Origin of the sequence: Mixta hanseatica (assembly GCF_023517775.1) — a bacterium.
Taxonomy (GTDB): Bacteria; Pseudomonadota; Gammaproteobacteria; order Enterobacterales; family Enterobacteriaceae; genus Mixta; species Mixta hanseatica.
This window is the reverse complement of the sequence record NZ_CP082904.1, coordinates 2,776,128-2,794,855: the sequence shown is the minus strand read 5'-3', so window position 1 is coordinate 2,794,855 and position 18,728 is coordinate 2,776,128. Positions and strand designations below refer to the sequence as shown.

Genomic DNA, 18,728 nt, shown 5'->3' with positions numbered 1-18,728 from the left:
GATGGAGAGCGCGGGACAAGTCATCAGGGATGACGTTTTATGCCTTTTTACGATCGGCTGGCAGGCCGATCACAGAAAGCTTATTTAACCGGCATACCCGGCTGTGCGCCGTCCGCGCCGAGGATAAACAGATCTTTACCGCCCGGGCCTGCTGACAGCACCATGCCTTCCGATACGCCAAAACGCATTTTACGCGGCGCCAGATTAGCCACGATGATGGTATGACGGCCAACCAGCACCGCAGGATCCGGATAGGCCGCGCGGATGCCGGAGAAGATCTGACGGGTTTCACCGCCCACATCCAGCACCAGACGCAGTAGCTTATCGGAACCTTCAACCAGCTCGGCGGTTTTAATCAGCGCCACGCGCATGTCCACTTTGGCAAAATCATCGATGGTAATGGTATCCGCGATCGGATCGTCCGCCAGCGGGCCGGTAACCGCCGGTTTCGCTGCGGCAGCGGCATCCTCTTTCGAGGCTTCAATCAATGCGTTAACTTTCGGCATCTCAATACGGCTGTAGAGCGCTTTAAACGGTGCGACTTCATGATCCAGCAACGGCGTAGCGATAGCATCCCACTGCAGTTCGGTTTTCAGGAAGCTCTCGACACGCTCGCTCAGAGAAGGCAGCACCGGCTTCAGCCAGGTCATCAGCACGCGGAACAGGTTAATGCCCATGGTGCAGATGGCCTGCAGATCGGCATCGCGCCCTTCCTGCTTCGCCACCACCCACGGCGCCTGCTCGTCAACATAGCGGTTCGCCACGTCTGCCAGCGCCATAATTTCACGGATCGCCCGGCCATATTCACGGCTGAGCCAGGCGTCGCCGATGCTTTCAGCGGCATCGGTAAAGGTTTTATACAGCGCAGGATCGGCCAGATGGTCCGCCAGCTTGCCGCCGAAACGCTTGGCGATAAAGCCGGCGTTGCGCGAAGCCAGGTTAACCACTTTATTAACGATATCGGCATTAACGCGCTGGACAAAATCTTCCAGATTAAGGTCGATATCATCGATGCGTGAAGAGAGCTTGGCCGCATAGTAATAGCGCAGGCTGTCGGCATCCAGATGCTCAAGCCAGGTGCTGGCCTTGATAAAGGTGCCGCGCGATTTAGACATCTTGGCGCCGTTTACCGTTACGTAGCCGTGAACAAACAGGTTGTTCGGCTTACGGAAGTTGCTGCCTTCCAACATCGCCGGCCAGAACAGGCTGTGGAAGTAAACAATATCCTTACCGATAAAGTGATACAGCTCGGTGGTGGAATCTTTCTGCCAGTACTCGTCAAAATTCAGATCGCCGCGCTTATCGCACAGGTTTTTGAACGAGCCCATATAGCCGATTGGCGCATCCAGCCAAACGTAGAAATATTTACCCGGGGCGCCCGGAATTTCAAAACCGAAGTAGGGGGCATCGCGCGAGATATCCCACTGCTGCAGGCCCGATTCAAACCACTCCTGCATCTTATTCGCTACCTGCTCCTGCAGCGCGCCGGAGCGGGTCCAGGCCTGCAGCATTTCGCTGAAGGAGGGAAGATCGAAGAAGAAATGCTCTGAATCGCGCATCTCCGGCGTCGCGCCGGAGACCACCGATTTCGGATCGATCAGCTCGGTCGGGCTATAGGTCGAGCCGCACACTTCACAGTTATCGCCATACTGGTCCGGCGCTTTACATTTCGGACAGGTGCCTTTAACAAAGCGATCCGGCAGGAACATGCCTTTTTCCGGGTCGAACAGCTGGGAGATGGTGCGGTTTTTAATAAAACCGTTCTCTTTCAGCCGGGTGTAGATCAGCTCCGACAGCTCGCGGTTCTCATCGCTGTGCGTAGAGTGGTAGTTATCGTAGCTGATATTAAAGCCAGCGAAATCTTTCTGATGCGCCTGACTCATCTCAGCAATCATCTGCTCAGGCGTAATACCCATCTGCTGCGCTTTCAGCATAATCGGGGTGCCGTGCGCGTCGTCGGCACAAATGAACCAAACCTGATTGCCGCGCATTCGTTGGTAACGGACCCAAATATCAGCCTGAATGTGCTCCAGCATATGGCCGAGATGGATAGGGCCATTAGCGTACGGCAGAGCGCACGTTACCATTATTTTTTTCGCGACTTGAGTCATAGCGGGACTTATTTCTTCTGGTTAAAAAGGGCTTTAGATGGTAACCGAAAGCCCGACCTGCCGTAAACAAAGGGATTTCGCGCGTTGTCAGGCAAATACGCTTTGCCCAGGCTTCTGGTATGCTTAGACACATCGACTTATAGCCGGAAAACGCACAAGCAAGCGCGGCGCCAGGCCGGTTATAAAACCATCTGAACCACAAGGAGAAGGGATGAGTACACACTCCCAGGGGGCCTTATCGCCCGACACGCTGCGCGCCATGACCGCAGGCGTATTGACCACATTTGAACATCCGACGCTAAAGCATAACCTGACTACGCTGAAGGCGCTGCATCATGTCGCGCTGATGAACGATAAGCTGCATATCGAAATCAAAATGCCGTTTGCCTGGGGCAGTGGTTTTGAAGCGTTAAAAGAGCAAACCAGCGCCGACCTGCTGCGTATTACCGGCGCGCAAGCAATCGACTGGCGCTTAAGCCACGATATCGCCACCCTGAAGCGCGTGAAAAACCAGCCGGGCGTTAGCGGCGTGAAAAATATTATTGCCGTTAGTTCAGGTAAAGGCGGCGTCGGCAAATCCAGCACCGCGGTAAATATGGCGCTGGCGCTGGCGGCAGAGGGAAGCCGGGTCGGGATTCTGGATGCCGATATTTATGGCCCCTCGGTGCCGACCATGCTGGGCACCGAAGACCAGCGCCCTTCGTCGCCGGATGGCAAGCATATGGCGCCGATTATGGTGCATGGCCTGGCCACGAACTCGATTGGCTATCTGGTCACTGAAGATAACGCGATGGTATGGCGCGGGCCGATGGCCAGCAAGGCGCTGATGCAGTTGCTTAATGAAACTCTGTGGCCGGAGCTGGATTATCTGGTGCTGGATATGCCGCCGGGCACCGGCGACATTCAACTGACGCTGGCGCAAAACGTACCGGTGACCGGCGCGCTGGTGGTGACCACGCCGCAGGATGTAGCGCTGATCGATGCGCGCAAAGGGATCGTGATGTTTGAAAAGGTAGAAGTGCCGGTGTTGGGCGTGGTGGAAAACATGAGCATGCATATTTGCAGCAACTGCGGCCATCACGAAGCGATTTTCGGCAGCGGCGGGGCAGAGATGCTGGCGGAAAAATATCATACTCGTCTGCTGGGCCAGCTGCCGCTGCATATTACGCTGCGTGAAGATCTTGATGCCGGCCAACCCACCGTCATCCGCCGTCCGGAGAGTGAGTTCGCCGAGATTTACCGGCAGCTGGCAGGCGCGGTAGCGGCTGAGCTTTACTGGCAGGGAGAGATCATCCCTGGCGAAATCGCCTTCCGCGCCCTGTAACCCTTACAGCGCCTGGAGATAAAGTTCCCGTACCTGCTCACGCGTAGCGGTACGGGGATTGGCTGGTGCGCAGGGATCGGCCAGCGCTTTATCCAGCCAGCCTTCAATATCGCTCTCCTGGATGCCTAACTGACGGAAGCCGGAGGGAATGCCAACCTCCCCGGCAAGCTGGCGCAGCGCCTGAATCGCGGCGTGGCTGGCGGCCTCTTCATCCATCGCCGACGTATCAACGCCCAGCGCCACGGCGATGCGCGCGAAACGGGCGACGCTGGCGGAGCGGTTAAAGGCCGCCACCACCGGCAGCAGTATCGCGTTACAGACCCCGTGCGGAAGATTATGGGTCGCGCCCGGCTGATGGGCCAGCGCATGCACCAGACCCAATCCCGCGCTGTTAAAGGCCATGCCTGCCAGATATTGCGCGCAGGCCATCATCTCGCGCGCCTCGCGATTCTGACCTTCCGCAACCGCGACCGGCAGCCAGCGACGAATCAGGGCGATCGCTTCCAGCGCCGAGGGATCGGTCAGCACGTGCGCTCCGAGGGATACATACGCCTCCAGCGCGTGCGTCAGCGCATCCATACCGGTGGCGGCGGTGACATCGGGCGGAATGCCCAGCATCACCGCCGGATCGTCAACGGCAATATCGGGAATCAGATGGCTGTCGATAATCACCTGCTTGATTTGGCGCGCGCTGTCGGTGATCACGGCATTGCTGGTCGCTTCGGCCGCGGTGCCGGCGGTGGTATTGATCGCCACCAGCGGCACGCCGGGATGGCGCACTTTGCCGACGCCGGCGTAATCGACCGAGCGGCCAGGATTGGCGCTAAGAATTTTAATCGCTTTAGCGGTATCAATCGGGCTGCCGCCGCCGAACGCGATCAGGAAATCACACTGGTGCTGATGGAAGGCGGCAATGCCCGCCTGTACCTGCTCTTCGGTGGGGTTTGGCGCAACGCCGGTAAACAGGGCGTAAGGAATGGCCTGCTGATCCAGGCTATCGGTCAGGCTGCGGGTTAAACCCAACCCCGCCAGTTGCGTATCGGTCACGATCAGCGCCTTACCCCAGTTTTTCTGCGTCAGCAGCCGCGCCATATCGGCAATCGCTTCATAGCCGTGCAGGCTGATGCCCGGTAATGCCAGTTGAAAGCTCATGTTTATCTCCATCAAGATCGAAAACCTGCCTGCGCCGGAACGCCCGACGCAATCGGCAGCCTGAAAATGCGTTACAGGAAAGATGGAGATAAAACTAACGGGGCGCACCGGCTGAAACCTTCCCGCTACGGTCACCGAGGCAGGCAAGCTGGCATTAACAGTAAGATACGGGCCTGACAGCTCACGCTTTTAACGTGTTAAGCATAATAATTAAATATTATCAATAAGTTAAATCATATCTATTGCCCAGCGTAGCGCAGCGTGGTCGCTTTCGGATAGTGCATTAACAGATAGCGTCCCTGTTCGCTTTCGCCTTCTGAAACGATCTGCCAGCCGTGATGCAGATAAAACTGCTGGGCAGATCGATTCGCCAGCAGGCATTTCAACGCGCCGGTAGCGGTAAAACGCGCCTGAATAGCCTGTAGCAGCGCACTGCCGACGCCGTGCCCCTGATACTGCGGATCGATAAACAGGCTGTGCAGAAAGTTGTCGTTTTCCAGCCAGGCGGCAAAACCCAGCCGGTGACCCTCTTCTTCAGCAACCAGCACCTTTTCGCCTAATACCACCCGGTCGAAATCCTCCAGCTGCCAGCTGTCACCATCCAGCCACGTCCAGTTTGCCTTACGCGAGGCAAGAAATAGCGTGCGCAGAAAAGGCCGGTCGGCTTCGGTAAATAGACGGATATGCATGGGTGCTCCTTATGCTCAGTGCAATATCATCAGATGTTAATAAAACTAGCATGATTACTCATAAACGGGCGAAACAGGGGAGCGAAGAGGAGATCCAGATAACACACTCTGATTAGTTACAACATACTAAAAAGATAGACAACAAGCCACGCTCGGCAGCCGTGCCACCATTATGTAAAACCGTTCGGCCTGTCAGGCAGGGCCGAACGGCGGAGAGCATTGCCGCTCAGTGGGAAGAAAGTGGAGATTCGCCTGCCGTTACTGCCCTAAATCCCGCAGCTTTTTACCGGCCATCAGGTTCTTCTCAATATGTTCCAGCGTGACGTTTTTGGTTTCCGGGATCAGCCAGAAGGTGATCACGATAAACGCCAGGTTAAAGCCGGTATAGAGCCAGAAGGTGCCGGCCGCGCCAATGGTTTCCAACAGCGTCAGGAAGGTGGCGCCGATAATCATATTGGCCACCCAGTTAGTGGTGGTGGAACAGGTGATGCCAAAATCGCGGCATTTCAGCGGCTGGATTTCCGAACAGAGGATCCAGACCACTGGCGCGGCGCTCATGGCGTAACCCGCGATGCACATCATGGTCATTCCTACCGACAGCCAGGAGAGGCCGGGAGTGATATCACCTTTGCCGGCCTGCATCAGGCAGTAACCCAGCACCAGCGTGGCGAACGCCATAACCGAAAAGCCAATTTTCAGCACCGGCTTTCTGCCCGCCTTATCCACGGTAAAAACCGCAATTAGCGTGGCCAGCATAAAGGTTAAGCCAACCACTACCGTGGCCATCATCTGCTGTTGCGTATTGCTAAAGCCCGCCATTTTAAATATCTGCGGTGCGTAATACATGATGATATTCATACCGGTAAACTGCTGCATCGCCTGTAACAGCATGCCGAGGAATACCGCCCGACGCACATTGCTATTACGTCGAAACAGCGTCCAGCCACCCTGTTTCATCTGCAGGCTTTGGCGAATCTCATTAAGCTCGTCGCGGGCTTTATCGGAGGTATCGCGCAGCATACGCAGCACCTCTTCCGCTTCGATATGTAAACCTTTCGCCGCCAGCCAGCGGGGGCTGTTTGGCAGGAAAATCACCAGGCCGAACAGCAGCACCGCCGGCAGCGCCAGAATACCCAGCATGGCGCGCCAGTTGCCGCTGTAGCTCAGTGCGGTATCAGAGAGAAACGCCAGCAGGATGCCAAAAGTGATCATCAGCTGATACATGCTGATCATTTTGCCGCGAATATGCTCACTGGCCATTTCAGAAAGGTAGAGCGGGGCGGTATAAGAGGCGATCCCCACCGCCACGCCCAGCACCACGCGCGCCGCCAGCAGCACTTCCAGGCTGTCGGCAAAAGCGGAACCCAGCGAACCCAGAATAAATAGCACTGCGCCCGCCATCAGGCTGTATTTGCGCCCCAACCGGGAAGAGACCCAGCCATTACAGATCGCTCCCAGCGCCGCACCGAGCATCATACTGCTGACGACCCACTCCTGCTGGTGACTGGTCAGGGAAAAGTGGTGGGTAATAAAGGGCAAAGCGCCGGCGATCACGCCAATGTCCAGCCCAAACAGCAGGCCAGCCAGCGCGGCGGAAACCGAGATAAACAGATTCATTCGACGCACCTTGCGTCTGTGCATATCGTTTATATCTAAATTACTGTTAACGTAAGACATTTTACCGCTCCAGTTAAATATGCTGCACCATAAGGCAACATACAAAATTCTTGACGGCGGACGTGATGTTAAATGGTCCATAGAGATGGATATTCCTGCTGCTGGCGGGCTTTTTGTGATGGAGATCTCGCTTAACATGTGAGGAACGCTGCTTCAGCGCGGCTGCTGAGGCTGAAGAGTGATTTGTTAGCATCGCTTATGCAGAACGGTAGATTTTCGCCATTTTTTTGATTAGCTTCAGCATTAACTGTGGCTTGTTTGTGTTAGCCTGGATAAATGCATTACTCAAAGGCAGAAATGAAGATGAAAATGAAAGCTATATTGCTTAGCGCGCTCTGCGTTACGGTTTCCGCTTGCGCGCAGTCGCCAAAGCAGCCCGACGGACATCCCTAGTTAGAAAGCGTCGCGCCTTACCCGGCGGCGGAACAAGGCCAGGTTCGTCAGGTTATCTGGCTGCCGCAGCAGCAAAATGAAGATCTCTATCAGGTGGAGTTGCTGATTGGTAAAACGCTGGAAGTAGACTGCAATCGCCATATGATGGGCGCGCAGATCGAGCAGCAGACGCTAAAAGGCTGGGGCTACGACTATTACATCGTCAAAGGTCTGTCGCCGGTGGCCTCCACGCGGATGGCGTGTATTAATGGCGGCAAGCATCAGGCGTTTGTTAGCGCGAATATCGGCGCGCACCGCCTGCAACGCTACAACAGCAAGTTGCCGCTGGTGGTCTATACCCCGGCTGACGTTCAGGTGAAATATCGCCTGTGGCAGGCGGATAACACCATTAGTGAAGCCGTTAAACAATAAATCGATTCGGCGCCGCTTATCCGCGGCGCCACGCTGATAAAGAGTCCAGAAATGAAAAAAAGCCTTATGCTGTTGGCTGTAGGCGCGGTAACGGGTTGTAGTCATCAACCTGCGCAGCAAAAACGTTTACCGCTGATTGGCATGCCAAATCCCGCTTCGGTTTACTGCATTCAGCAGTCAGGCAAGCTGGAAAGAATAAAAACCACGGAAGGCGAAACCAGCTATTGTCTGTTACCCAGCGGCGAACGCATTGAAGAGTGGACGCTGTTTCGACGCGATCATCCGTAAACTCTGCGGCAGGGGGGCCACGCCGCTCGCCCTGCCGCTTTATATCCATCATACTTCAGATTTCCTGCCCCCTCGCTCTTCTCGCTCTTTTCGATCGCTTATGGGTATTAACCTCCGAAACGCCTTCTTTTCAACATCATTTGGCCTTCGGCCTCGGCCGGTTGACGCCGGCGCTGATGTTATTCAAAGCGCTTTTCATAGGTTCCCGCGACGCGAATGATGTAAGCGATAACAGCGCTATCAGAATTTTTTGAGCAAATTAGGAATTTTCTTTTACGTGACGTGAATCCATGCTTACCATTAATTCTTTTTTATCGCTGAATATATGGATTGGTAATGCGTTATTCTCGCCTTCTTCTACCACTAGTGATGACCCTGGCTGCCTGTAGCAGCAAACCGACGCCAACACCGCCGCAAAGCGGCAACCCCTTTTTGGGAGAAGGCGGGTTTTTACTTAAGCCCGCACACGAAATACATCCACTAAGCGGCGATTTTGCCGGTAATCCTGCGGCCGAAAGCTTTATCGATAAAATGGTGCAGGAGCACGGCTTTAACCGTCAGCAGCTGCATGATGTGCTGGCGCAGACGAAACGTCTGGATTGGGTGCTGCGCCTGATGGATCGTCAGGCGCCAACGCCGGGTTATCAGCCGCCTTCCGGACCGAACGGCGCCTGGATTCGCTATCGCAAGAAATTCATTACGCCAGATAACGTGCAGAACGGGGTGGTGTTCTGGAATCAGTATCAGGATGCGCTGCAGCGGGCGCAGCGGGAATATGGCGTTCCACCGGAAATTATCGTTGGCATTATCGGCGTGGAAACGCGCTGGGGTCGCGTTATGGGTAAAACCCGCATCATCGATGCACTGGCGACGCTCTCGTTTGCCTATCCTCGCCGGGCGGAGTTTTTCAGCGGCGAGCTGGAAACCTTTTTGCTGATGGCGCGTAAAGAACAGCAGGATCCGCTGGATCTGCGCGGTTCTTATGCCGGTGCGATGGGCTACGGACAGTTTATGCCCTCCTCTGAAAAGCAGTATGCGGTGGACTTTAACGGCGATGGACACATTAATCTTTGGGACCCGGTTGATGCCATCGGCAGCGTCGCGAACTATTTCAAACAGCACGGCTGGCAGCCGGGCGAAACCGTCGCGGTGCCGGCCAGCGGGCAGGCGCCGGGGCTGGAAAACGGCTTTAAAACCCGCTACAGCCTGACCAGCCTGGCGGCAGCAGGCCTGCGCCCGCAAACGCCGATTAACGGCAATCCGCAGGTGAGCCTGCTGCGCTTTGATATGGGCAAGTCTTATCAGTACTGGTACGGTCTGCCGAACTTTTACGTGATCACCCGCTATAACCACAGCAATCACTATGCGATGGCGGTGTGGCAGCTGGGCGAGGCGGTAGGCCTGGCGCGGCGGTAAGGCAGAAAGCGTAAGCGCCTCGCCTGCCGGATGAATTATTTTCCGGCAGGCGAGGGGCGTGGCATCGCGTCTGTTTTCTTTCTCTGCTCTTGCCGGAATTCCATAGGCTACACGACCTGGCAGCGTAGGGTTTAGATTAGTCGTCCCGCCAAAGGCGTTCCACCACTGTCAATGCTCACTGTGCCGCAAGCAAACGGGAGTCGGATACAATCTGGCCACGCTGGTTAAGCTGGAAGACTTTGCCTGGATAAAGGGCGAGGGCGCGATATTCTGCGCTTGCCTGGGAGGTAAAAAGAAGGCTTGTTTCTGCCTCTTCCCGCTGGCATTATCCTGAACAGGTCTGCATAAGACGCTAATCACAATCTATTGATTTACATGACTCGGGGTGCCCTTCTTTGTGAAGGCTGAGAAATACCCGTATTACCTGATCTGGATAATGCCAGCGTAGGGAAGTCAGATGCCCCACCGGCATTGCCTTCTTGAGCGCCGGCCAGGAGCATTATGAAACAGCCTGTCCTGCCTGATAACGCGCTTGTTGCGCACTCTCTCTCCCTGTTCCGCCAGCGCGCGCCGCTGATCCACTGCATGACGAACGATGTGGTGCAATCCTTTACTGCCAATGTCTTACTGGCGCTACACGCCTCGCCCGCGATGGTGATCGATGCTGAAGAGGCGGCGCAGTTCAGCGCTATCGCCGATGCGTTGTTAATCAACGTCGGGACGCTGACCCAGCCGCGCGCTGCAGCAATGCTGGCGGCAGTTAACGCCGCCAATGCAGCCGGCACCCCGTGGACGCTGGATCCGGTGGCGGTAGGCGCACTGCGTCTGCGCAGTGAATTTTGCCAACGGCTGCTGACGCTGCGACCCGCCGCGGTGCGCGGCAACGCATCTGAAATCCTCGCGCTGGCGCTCCAGCAGGGCGGCGGACGCGGCGTGGATACGCAGCACACGGCAGAATCTGCGCTTTCCGCCGCCCAACAGTTGGCGCAGCGCTTTGCTACCATCGTGGCGATCACCGGTGAGGTGGATTACGTTACTGACGGCGAGCGCACGTTGCGCATTCCAGGCGGCTCGCCGCTGATGACGCGAGTGGTCGGCACCGGCTGCGCGCTGTCGGCGGTGGTGGCCGGTTTTGCGGCGCTGCCGGGCGATCGGCTGCTGCATATCGCCAGCGCCTGCCGGATTATCTCCTGCGCCGGCGCTCACGCAGCGGCGGCAGCCAACGGGCCGGGCAGCTTTATTCCCGCTTTTCTCGACGGGCTGTGGAACCTGAACGAGGAGGCGCTGGCATGATACGAATTAACGCGTTAACCATTGCCGGCACCGATCCCAGCGGCGGCGCAGGCATCCAGGCCGATCTGAAAACCTTCTCCGCGCTGGGCGCCTATGGCACCAGCGTGATTACCGCGCTGGTAGCGCAAAATACCTGCGGCGTGCAGTCGGTTTATCGTATTGAACCTGATTTTGTTGCCGCGCAGCTGGATTCAGTATTAAGCGATGTGCGGATCGACAGCGTGAAAATCGGCATGCTGGCGGAAAGCGATATTGTCGAAGCGGTGGCGGAGAGGCTGAGCCGCGCCACGCTGCCCTGGGTGGTGCTGGATACAGTAATGTTGGCAAAAAGCGGCGATGCGCTCCTTTCGCCGCAGGCGGTAGCCACACTGCGTCAGCGGCTGTTGCCGCAGGTATCCTTGATTACGCCTAACCTGCCGGAGGCGGCGGCGCTGCTGGATACCCATCATGCGCGCGATGAAGCGGAAATGAAGCAGCAGGGCAGAGCGCTGCTGGCGCTGGGCTGTGAGGCGGTGCTGATCAAGGGCGGACATCTTAGCGATGCCGAAAGCCCGGATTGGTTGTTTACCCGCAATGGTGAGCAACGTTTTACCGCGCCGCGTATCGCAACGTGCAATACGCATGGCACCGGCTGTACGCTCTCTTCGGCGCTGGCTGCTTTACGTCCGCGCCATAGCGACTGGGGCAGCACCATCGCCGCAGCCAAGGCCTGGCTACAGGGCGCGCTGGAACAGGCGGATACGCTGCAGGTGGGAAAAGGCATCGGGCCTGTACACCATTTCCATCGCTGGTGGTAAAGCGTAACGTAAAATTTATCCGCGACGCTTTCTGAAAATGGGGGCAGCAGCCCTCACGCCTGTTCGAACCATTCGCTGTTTTGCTCGGCGATGGGGGTAATCGAGAAAATCATCTCCTGTAGATGCCGACGCATCGCCTGTTCCGCGCCGTCGGCATCATTATTGCGCAGTGTACTGAGGATCTCCTCATGCTGTTCTATCAGGCTCTCCGGCGGCGACACTTTACTTAACGTTAAAAAACGTACGCGATCCATGGTGGCCTTGATATTTTCTACCGTTTCCCACGCCAGCTCGCAGTTAATGCTTTGTGCAATCAGCCGATGAAACTCATCGTCCAGCATTAAAAAAGCCTGAGCGTCGTGGCGCTGCGCCGCCATTTTTTGCAGCTGGAGGTTATATTCCAGCGCCATTAACGCGGCAGGCGTCGCTTCCCTGGCCGCCCGGCGCACCACGGCGATCTCTACCGCCTCGCGAATGAACCGGCCATCGGCCACCCGTTGCGCGGAGATTTTACGTACAAATGTGCCGCGCTGCGGCAGGATTTGCACCAGCCCAGCCTCCGCCAGCTTGATAAAGGCTTCCCGCACCGGCTGACGTGAAACGTTAAAGCGTGAAGAGACCTCTTTTTCCGACAGCAGCGAGCCGGGGTGAATGACGCAGGTCACAATATCCTGACGCAAAAATCGATAAATCTGCTGATTAACCGGCTCGTTAGCGGTGATGGTGTAGGCTATTGACATACGACAACTTTCCTGGACGGCTGGGCGCGAAAGCCTTCAGTCTAAACAGCCTGTTAGCCCCGCGCCAGCCCTTTTGGCAAAGGAACCGTTAATAGCGGGTAATCAGTCGCTTAACTGTTTCTTTGGCGCCGGAATGCAGCAGCTGCTGATAAAAATCAAGCACCCGCGCGGTAAATTGCGCGTTAGCTGGCAGGTCGTCGCCAAAGACCTTTTGCAGCGAGAGCAGAGCGGTAATACGCGCTTCGCCCTCGGCGCTTTCACTGACGCGCTGCGCCAGCGTCTCTTTTAGCGGATCGTTAATCTCAATGGGCTGGCCCTGTTCATCAACGCCACCGACAAAGCGCATCCAGCCCGCCACGCCCAACGCCAGCAGATCGAAACGACTATTATGCGCCAGATGCCAGCGGATGCTGTCGAGCCAGCGCTGCGGCAGCTTCTGCGTACCGTCAGAGGCGATCTGTCCGGTGCGGTGCTTGATGGCGCGGTTTTGATAGCGCGCGATCAGCGAATCGGCGTAGGCGACCAAATCCACGTCCTGAGTGCGCAGCGTTGGCGCCTGTTCCGCCAGCATTAGCGTTCGGGCGGCGCGCAGGAAATGCTCATCCGTCATACAGTCACTGATATGTTGATAGCCCGCCAGATAACCAAGGTAGGCAAGGAACGAGTGGCTGCCGTTAAGCATACGCAGCTTCATCTCCTCAAACGGCAGCACGTCCGCCACCAGCTCAGCGCCCGCTTTTTCCCAGTCGGGGCGCCCGTTAATAAAATTATCTTCAATTACCCACTGGAAAAAGGGTTCGCACTGCACCGCCACCGGATCGTAGCTGCCCAGCTTTGCGCCCAGCGTATCCAGCGCTTCTGGGGTCATCGCCGGAACGATGCGATCGACCATGGTTGAAGGGAAGGTCAGATGCTGACGAATATAGTCCGCCAGACCGGCATTCTGTTGTTCCGCCAGCTGCAAAACCACATTGCGCGTTACATGGCCGTTTTCCGGCATATTATCGCAGGACATCACGCTAAAAGGCGGCACTTCACGGTCGCGACGGCGCCTGATGGCGGCCAGAATCACGCCGGGCAGCGAATGGGGCGCATCCGGATGGGCGATATCATGCTGAATAGCAGGATGTTCAAGATTAAGCTGACCATTAGCCGGATGGTGACAGTAACCTTTCTCGGTAACAGTGATCGAGACAATGGCAATATCTGGCTGCGCCATCGCCTCGATGACCGCGTCGATGCCATCGGTACGCGCATTCACGGCGGCGGTAATCACCCCCACCACGCGCGTGGTTTCACTGTTATCCGCCATCTCCGTCACGGTATACAGATGATCCTGCTGGCACAGCGACGCCAGCAGATTGCTGGTGCTGTGTACATTGATCCCGCACTCAATATAGCCCCAGTCGCTCTGTTGCTCGCGCGCCAACCGGTCGGCGCATACCGCCTGATGAGCGCGATGAAAAGCGCCAAAGCCGATATGCAGGATGCGCGCGCGCAAACGGGAGCGATCGTAGTCAGGAACTAAAACATCGTCTGCCAGGGACTCAACGGATAACATGAGAAAATCCTTCTTACTTAGCGTAAAGGGCGCGCCAGGCGCGCCGGAAAGGGTTATACAGAAACAGGCTTGCTGGTGGCCTTCGGGCTTTTTATCACAAACAGCACCAGCATCGCGCCCAGCCCGGCAATCACCCCGGCCAGCACGAAGGCGCTGTCGAATTTGCCGGTATGCTGCACAATATAACCGGTCACGATCGGGCCGATAATCCCGGACAGGCTGCCAATCAGGTGGATAAAGCCGCTAATGCCGCCGACGCGGCTTTTATGCACCACATCCTGAATAATCGCCCAGTAGATCGCCCCGGTGATATACAGGAAGAAGATCGACACCGACATCAGCAATACTGCGGAAGTTACCCCTTCTACCGTACCGGCCAGCGCCACACAAAGGGCGGCAGCCAGTAACGCGACCACCAGCACAATTTTTCGTGACAGCAGCAGTCGACCGGTGATATTGAAAATCTTATCGGAAATCCAGCCACCCAGCGCCAGGCCGACAAAACCGACAATCCACGGGATAACGGTGGTCATGCTCATCGATTTAATGTCCAGGTTATGCGCCTGCACCAGATAAGCCGGGAACCAGCTCAGGAAGAAGAACAGGATATAGTTGTAACAGAAGAAGGCGAAGGCGGTAACCAGGATAATCGGCTGACGCAGATAGTAGCCCAGTCCATGTGACGCCTGGGCCATTTCCGGCTCGTCGCCCGGCTGCGCCTCTTTCAGTTTATCGATTAAGGCGCGCTCTTCGGCAGAAACGCGTTTACTACGGGCAGGATTATCTGAGGCGATGAAGAACCAGATCACCATCCAGATGATGCCCACCGAACAGATAATGACAAACGCCGGTCGCCAGCCGAACGCCAACGCCAGATAACCGATAATCGGCCCGGCTACCGCGCCGCCAAGCGGCGAACCGGCGCTTAAAAAGCCCATGGCGGTCGCCGCCTGTTTTTTCGGGAACCAGCCGTTAATCGCCTTGTTGGCGGAGGCGCAGATCGGCCCTTCCGCCATGCCGAACAGCACACGCAGGATCAGCATCGACCAGAAGCCGGTCGCGACCGCAGTCAGGCCGCAGAACAGCGACCACATGCCGACCGCCACGCCCATTACCAGCGTTGGGCCATATTTGTCGGTCGCCAGCCCGCCCAGGAAGTTAAACAGGGCATAGCCGAAAAAGAAGCTACCGAAAATCAGGCCGAACTGTTCGGCGTTCAGCATGAGATCTTTTTCAATCATCGGTACGGTAAGGGAAAGTGCTACGCGATCGAGGTAATTGATCATGTAGACCAGAAACAGCAGAAGTACGATGGTCCAACGCAAATTCTTGAACATGGTATCTCCGTAATCGTTTGATAATTATAATAATTTACGGGAAGGCGGCACGGCCGCCCAGCCCCTGGCTTACTCAACAGATAAAATAACTTTGCAGCAGGTACGTGGATCTTTTTCAAATAACGTCATGGCTTGCTCAACCTCGGCAAGCGGGAAATAGTGCGTTACCAGCTTCTCCGGCTGGATAGCGCCGCGCTCAATCCATTCAATCACCTGCGGGAAACGGTGGCTGTTTAATCGCGAGGTAAATAACGACAGCTCTTTACTGGTCAGGCTTTGTTGCGTCAGCGTGCAGGGTTCGGCAGAGAAGCCAAGTAGGCCGATGCGCGCCGCCGGAGAGGCCAGCGCCGCCGCTTCCGCCAAAATCGACGGATGGCAGGCGGCATCAATGATTAGCGTCGGCTGTATGCCTTCCAGCTGGGCCGCCAGCGGCACCTCGCTATTATTAAACAGCGCATCCGCGCCGTTTTGTTGCGCTAACGTTAGCCGCTCCGGCAGGCGATCGACCACCAGCACCTGTCGCACGCCATACACGCCCTTCAGCACCTGGATTGCCGTCAGGCCCATCGGGCCCGCGCCGTACACCAGCGCGATATCCTGCGCGGTGGGTTGCAGGAAAGCGGTAATATTGGCGGCAATGGTAAAAGGCTCAATCAGGCTGGCCAGCTTATCGGGGATGCTATCCGGCACGCGATAAGCATTACCGGCTGGCGCAACGGCATATTCGCTAAAGCCGCCGTCGCGATGCACGCCGATTACCTGTAATTCACGGCAGACGTTAGGACGCCCTACCGAGCAGGGATAGCAGTGACCGCAGCTCACCACCGGATCGACCGCGACGCGTTCGCCGAGGCGTGCGGCGTCAACGCCTGCGCCGACGGCGTCGATCACGCCGAAAAACTCATGACCGATAACGCGCGGATAGCGCGCAAAAGGGTTATGGCCGTGCCAGATATGCACATCGGAGCCGCAAATGCTGGCGTAGCGGACTTTCACCCGCACTTCGCCTGCGGCCGGTTCCGGCAACGCGCGCTGCTGCAGCTGCAGTTCACCGGGCTGTTGGATAACCACGCTTTTCATCAACCTCTCCTTACCAGTTCCACAGGGTGCCATCTTCCAGGCGCGCGACCGGCAAATAGGCGGGTTCATAGGGATATTTCGCCGCCAGCTTCTCATCAAACTCAATGCCCAGGCCCGGTTTCTCGCCGGGATGCATATAGCCGTTATCGAAGGTCCAGCTGTGCGGGAACACTTCCAGCATCTGTTCGGAATAGCCCATATATTCCTGTACGCCGAAATTTGGCACCCACAAATCGAAATGCAGCGCCGCCGCCATGCAGATCGGCGACAGATCGGACGGGCCGTGCGATCCGGTGCGGACCTGATACAGCGAGGCGAAATCGGCGATGCGGCGCATGCCGGTGATGCCGCCCGCATGGGTAATGGTGGTGCGGATATAGTCGATCAGCTGTTCTTCAATCAGCTGTTTGCAATCCCAGATGCTGTTAAACACTTCGCCTACGGCGATCGGCGTAACGGTATGCTGGCGGATCAGGCGGAAGCACTCCTGATTTTCCGCCGGGGTGGGATCTTCCATCCAGAACAGGCGGTAATCTTCGATGTGTTTGCCGAAGCGCGCCGCTTCGATTGGCGTCAGGCGATGGTGCATGTCATGCAGCAAATGCTCATCGAAGCCAAAGCGTTCACGCACGGCGGCAAACAATTTGGGGGTGAAATCGAGATATTTTTCGCTGGACCACAGCTGCTCTTCCGGCCAGTCGCCTTTGGTGGCGGGCTCATAGGCCAGACCTTTGCCTTTCGCCATACCGTAGGTAGTTTTCATGCCCGGTACGCCGCACTGCACGCGAATCGCCTTAAAACCCATCTCTTTATGACGCGCATAGTCATCCAGCACTTCATCAATGCTGTGGCCGGTGGTATGGCAGTACACCATAACGCCGCTGCGCGATGCGCCGCCCAGCAGCTGATAGAGCGGCATATTGGCGGCTTTCGCTTTGATATCCCACAGCGCCATATCCACGGCAGAGATAGCGGACATGGTGACTGGGCCGCGTCGCCAGTAGGCGCCCTTATAGAAGAACTGCCAGATATCTTCGATGCGATGCGCATCGCGGCCAATCAGCTGCGGGCAGACATGATCTTTCAGATAAGAAGCAACCGGCAGCTCGCGCCCGTTAAGCGTGGCGTCGCCAATGCCGGTAATCCCTTCATCAGTGGTGATTTTCAACGTAACGAAATTCCTGCCCGGGCAGGTAACAAAGACTTCAGCGTTAACAATTTTCATTTTTCTGGCCTTGATAGCGACTACGGATGAACGAAATTTAGGCTGTGTAGTACTACCATACAAGTAGAGGTGAGCAGGAGTTGGATCGCGGTCACACTGTTTCGTGCTCTCTAACCCGGTTGAGGGTGTTCGTTTTTAGTGAACAGGCTGCTACCAACAGGAAAAATAGTGCAGCAGGTAAGCAGGCGGCTAATCAAACCAGGGAAGCGTAACCGCATGCGGAGCAGAAGTTTTTACTGGAGGGCTTTCAGGTTGTTATCACTGCCTGGCCGCCAAATCGCTTAAGCAGCAGGCAGGAGAGAGATCAGGAAAGCAGTTCGCACTGCGGCGGTAAACGGCAGGCCAGCGCGCCGGGGATCACTTCAATATGGAACTCGGTGCCGCTGAGCGGTTCGCCGTCGAGGTTAAAGGTCATTTCGTTGGGTGAAGAGATTTTCAGCCACGGCAGGGTAGCGGTAATGATATTTGGATTCTGTTCGTCGCTGGTTAACGAGTGCAGCAGCGTGGAAAGCAGCTCTTGCGAATTGACGATGCTCAGATCCAGTAAGCCATCGTTAATTAACGCCCGTGGACAGAGACGCTGACCGCCGCCTGCCTGACGTCCGTTGCCGACGCCAATCGCCAACGCGTCGCCGTGCCAGTTAAAGTTGGGACCGCTGATGGCGCAGCTATCCGCTTTTAACGTATCCATGCGCATCAGGCCATGAATAAAGTAAGAGACGCCGCCCAGCGCCGATTTCAATTTCTCTGGCGTTTCGGTGGTAATACGCGTGCCGAAACCGCCGGTCGCCATATTGATGAAATAGCGATCCTGATTAACCCGCGCCAGGTCAATATTGACCGTTCTGCCCGCAATCGCCAACCGCAGCGCGGCCTGCGGATCTTCCGGAATGCCGGCGCTGGTGGCGAAATCATTGGCGGTGCCCAGCGGTAAGATGCCTAAAACCGGCCGTGACGACGGTGCGATGTGAATCAGCGCATTGGCCAGTTCATTAATGGTGCCATCGCCGCCGCCCGCTACCACCGTCGCGGCACGCAGCGCAACGGCTTCCTGCAGATAACGTTCGCTGTCGCCTGTCTCCCAGGTGACGCGAACCTCAATGGGATAACCTTCGTCGCGCAGCGCATTGATGGCGGCGCGCAGCGCTTCGTTGCCCGCGCCTTTTCCATTCAGGATCACCAGTGTCAAAGCCTGTTTTTCCATGCTATTTCCCTTGGCAGCAAATTTCGCAGT

The 18,728-nt window shown here is 56.6% G+C and carries 16 protein-coding genes, 1 pseudogene and 1 riboswitch; of the genes and pseudogenes, 7 read left to right on the top strand and 10 right to left on the bottom strand.

Annotated elements, in window-relative coordinates:
- Positions 1–80: 80 nt before the first annotated feature.
- Entirely contained in the window at positions 81–2,111 is a 2,031-nt protein-coding gene (gene metG, locus K6958_RS13395) for a methionine--tRNA ligase (RefSeq protein WP_249891561.1), read from the bottom strand.
- A gap of 211 nt (positions 2,112–2,322) precedes the next feature.
- Between metG and apbC the strand changes: the two genes are divergently transcribed.
- Positions 2,323–3,435, top strand: coding sequence for an iron-sulfur cluster carrier protein ApbC (gene apbC, locus K6958_RS13390; protein WP_249891560.1), 1,113 nt, complete (start codon positions 2,323–2,325; stop codon positions 3,433–3,435).
- Positions 3,436–3,438: 3 nt separating this feature from the next.
- On the opposite strand, the gene fucO is transcribed toward apbC, so the two are convergent.
- The 3 genes from fucO to K6958_RS13375 form a co-directional block, all read right to left on the bottom strand.
- Positions 3,439–4,587 carry a lactaldehyde reductase gene (gene fucO / locus K6958_RS13385; RefSeq protein WP_249891559.1) on the bottom strand — a complete coding sequence of 383 codons (1,149 nt, stop codon included), beginning with the start codon at positions 4,585–4,587 and terminating at the stop codon, positions 3,439–3,441.
- A gap of 239 nt (positions 4,588–4,826) precedes the next feature.
- The gene (locus K6958_RS13380; RefSeq protein ID WP_249891558.1) at positions 4,827–5,276 is read right to left on the bottom strand and encodes a GNAT family N-acetyltransferase; all 450 of its coding nucleotides are present in this window, start codon (positions 5,274–5,276) and stop codon (positions 4,827–4,829) included.
- A gap of 258 nt (positions 5,277–5,534) precedes the next feature.
- On the bottom strand, positions 5,535–6,953 hold the full coding sequence (locus tag K6958_RS13375; protein WP_249891556.1) for a sugar porter family MFS transporter: 1,419 nt from the start codon (positions 6,951–6,953) through the stop codon (positions 5,535–5,537).
- Positions 6,954–7,346: 393 nt separating this feature from the next.
- Between K6958_RS13375 and eco the strand changes: the two are divergent.
- The 6 genes and pseudogenes from eco to thiD all read left to right on the top strand — a co-directional run.
- Positions 7,347–7,757 (top strand): annotated as a pseudogene (eco, locus tag K6958_RS13370) (serine protease inhibitor ecotin); the annotation flags it as partial.
- A 51-nt stretch (positions 7,758–7,808) separates the two neighbouring features.
- Entirely contained in the window at positions 7,809–8,045 is a 237-nt protein-coding gene (locus K6958_RS13365; RefSeq protein ID WP_249891555.1) for a putative hemolysin, read from the top strand.
- Positions 8,046–8,381: 336 nt separating this feature from the next.
- The gene (gene mltB, locus K6958_RS13360; RefSeq protein ID WP_249891553.1) at positions 8,382–9,461 is read left to right on the top strand and encodes a lytic murein transglycosylase B; all 1,080 of its coding nucleotides are present in this window, start codon (positions 8,382–8,384) and stop codon (positions 9,459–9,461) included.
- A gap of 178 nt (positions 9,462–9,639) precedes the next feature.
- Complete coding sequence (locus K6958_RS13355; protein ID WP_350355814.1) at positions 9,640–9,795, top strand: hypothetical protein; 156 nt, start codon at positions 9,640–9,642, stop codon at positions 9,793–9,795.
- Positions 9,796–9,832: 37 nt separating this feature from the next.
- Positions 9,833–9,929, top strand: a riboswitch (TPP riboswitch).
- Positions 9,930–9,962: 33 nt separating this feature from the next.
- Entirely contained in the window at positions 9,963–10,754 is a 792-nt protein-coding gene (gene thiM / locus K6958_RS13350; RefSeq protein ID WP_249891552.1) for a hydroxyethylthiazole kinase, read from the top strand.
- Entirely contained in the window at positions 10,751–11,551 is an 801-nt protein-coding gene (gene thiD, locus K6958_RS13345) for a bifunctional hydroxymethylpyrimidine kinase/phosphomethylpyrimidine kinase (RefSeq protein WP_249891551.1), read from the top strand. Before thiM ends, thiD begins: the two co-directional genes overlap by 4 nt.
- Positions 11,552–11,604: 53 nt before the next feature.
- Here thiD and K6958_RS13340 read toward each other — a convergent pair whose 3' ends face one another.
- From K6958_RS13340 to yegS, 6 genes are all read right to left on the bottom strand, one after another.
- Positions 11,605–12,291, bottom strand: coding sequence for a GntR family transcriptional regulator (locus K6958_RS13340; RefSeq protein WP_249891550.1), 687 nt, complete (start codon positions 12,289–12,291; stop codon positions 11,605–11,607).
- Positions 12,292–12,379: 88 nt separating this feature from the next.
- Positions 12,380–13,852 carry a mannitol dehydrogenase family protein gene (locus K6958_RS13335; RefSeq protein ID WP_249891549.1) on the bottom strand — a complete coding sequence of 491 codons (1,473 nt, stop codon included), beginning with the start codon at positions 13,850–13,852 and terminating at the stop codon, positions 12,380–12,382.
- 53 nt (positions 13,853–13,905) lie between these two features.
- Complete coding sequence (locus tag K6958_RS13330; protein WP_249891547.1) at positions 13,906–15,189, bottom strand: MFS transporter; 1,284 nt, start codon at positions 15,187–15,189, stop codon at positions 13,906–13,908.
- Between the two features lie 69 nt (positions 15,190–15,258).
- Positions 15,259–16,269, bottom strand: coding sequence for a Zn-dependent oxidoreductase (locus K6958_RS13325; RefSeq protein ID WP_249891546.1), 1,011 nt, complete (start codon positions 16,267–16,269; stop codon positions 15,259–15,261).
- Between the two features lie 10 nt (positions 16,270–16,279).
- Entirely contained in the window at positions 16,280–17,494 is a 1,215-nt protein-coding gene (gene manD, locus K6958_RS13320; protein WP_249891545.1) for a D-mannonate dehydratase ManD, read from the bottom strand.
- A gap of 304 nt (positions 17,495–17,798) precedes the next feature.
- Positions 17,799–18,698 (bottom strand): lipid kinase YegS, encoded by a 900-nt coding sequence (gene yegS / locus K6958_RS13315; RefSeq protein WP_249891544.1) that lies wholly within the window; start codon positions 18,696–18,698, stop codon positions 17,799–17,801.
- Positions 18,699–18,728: the final 30 nt, after the last annotated feature.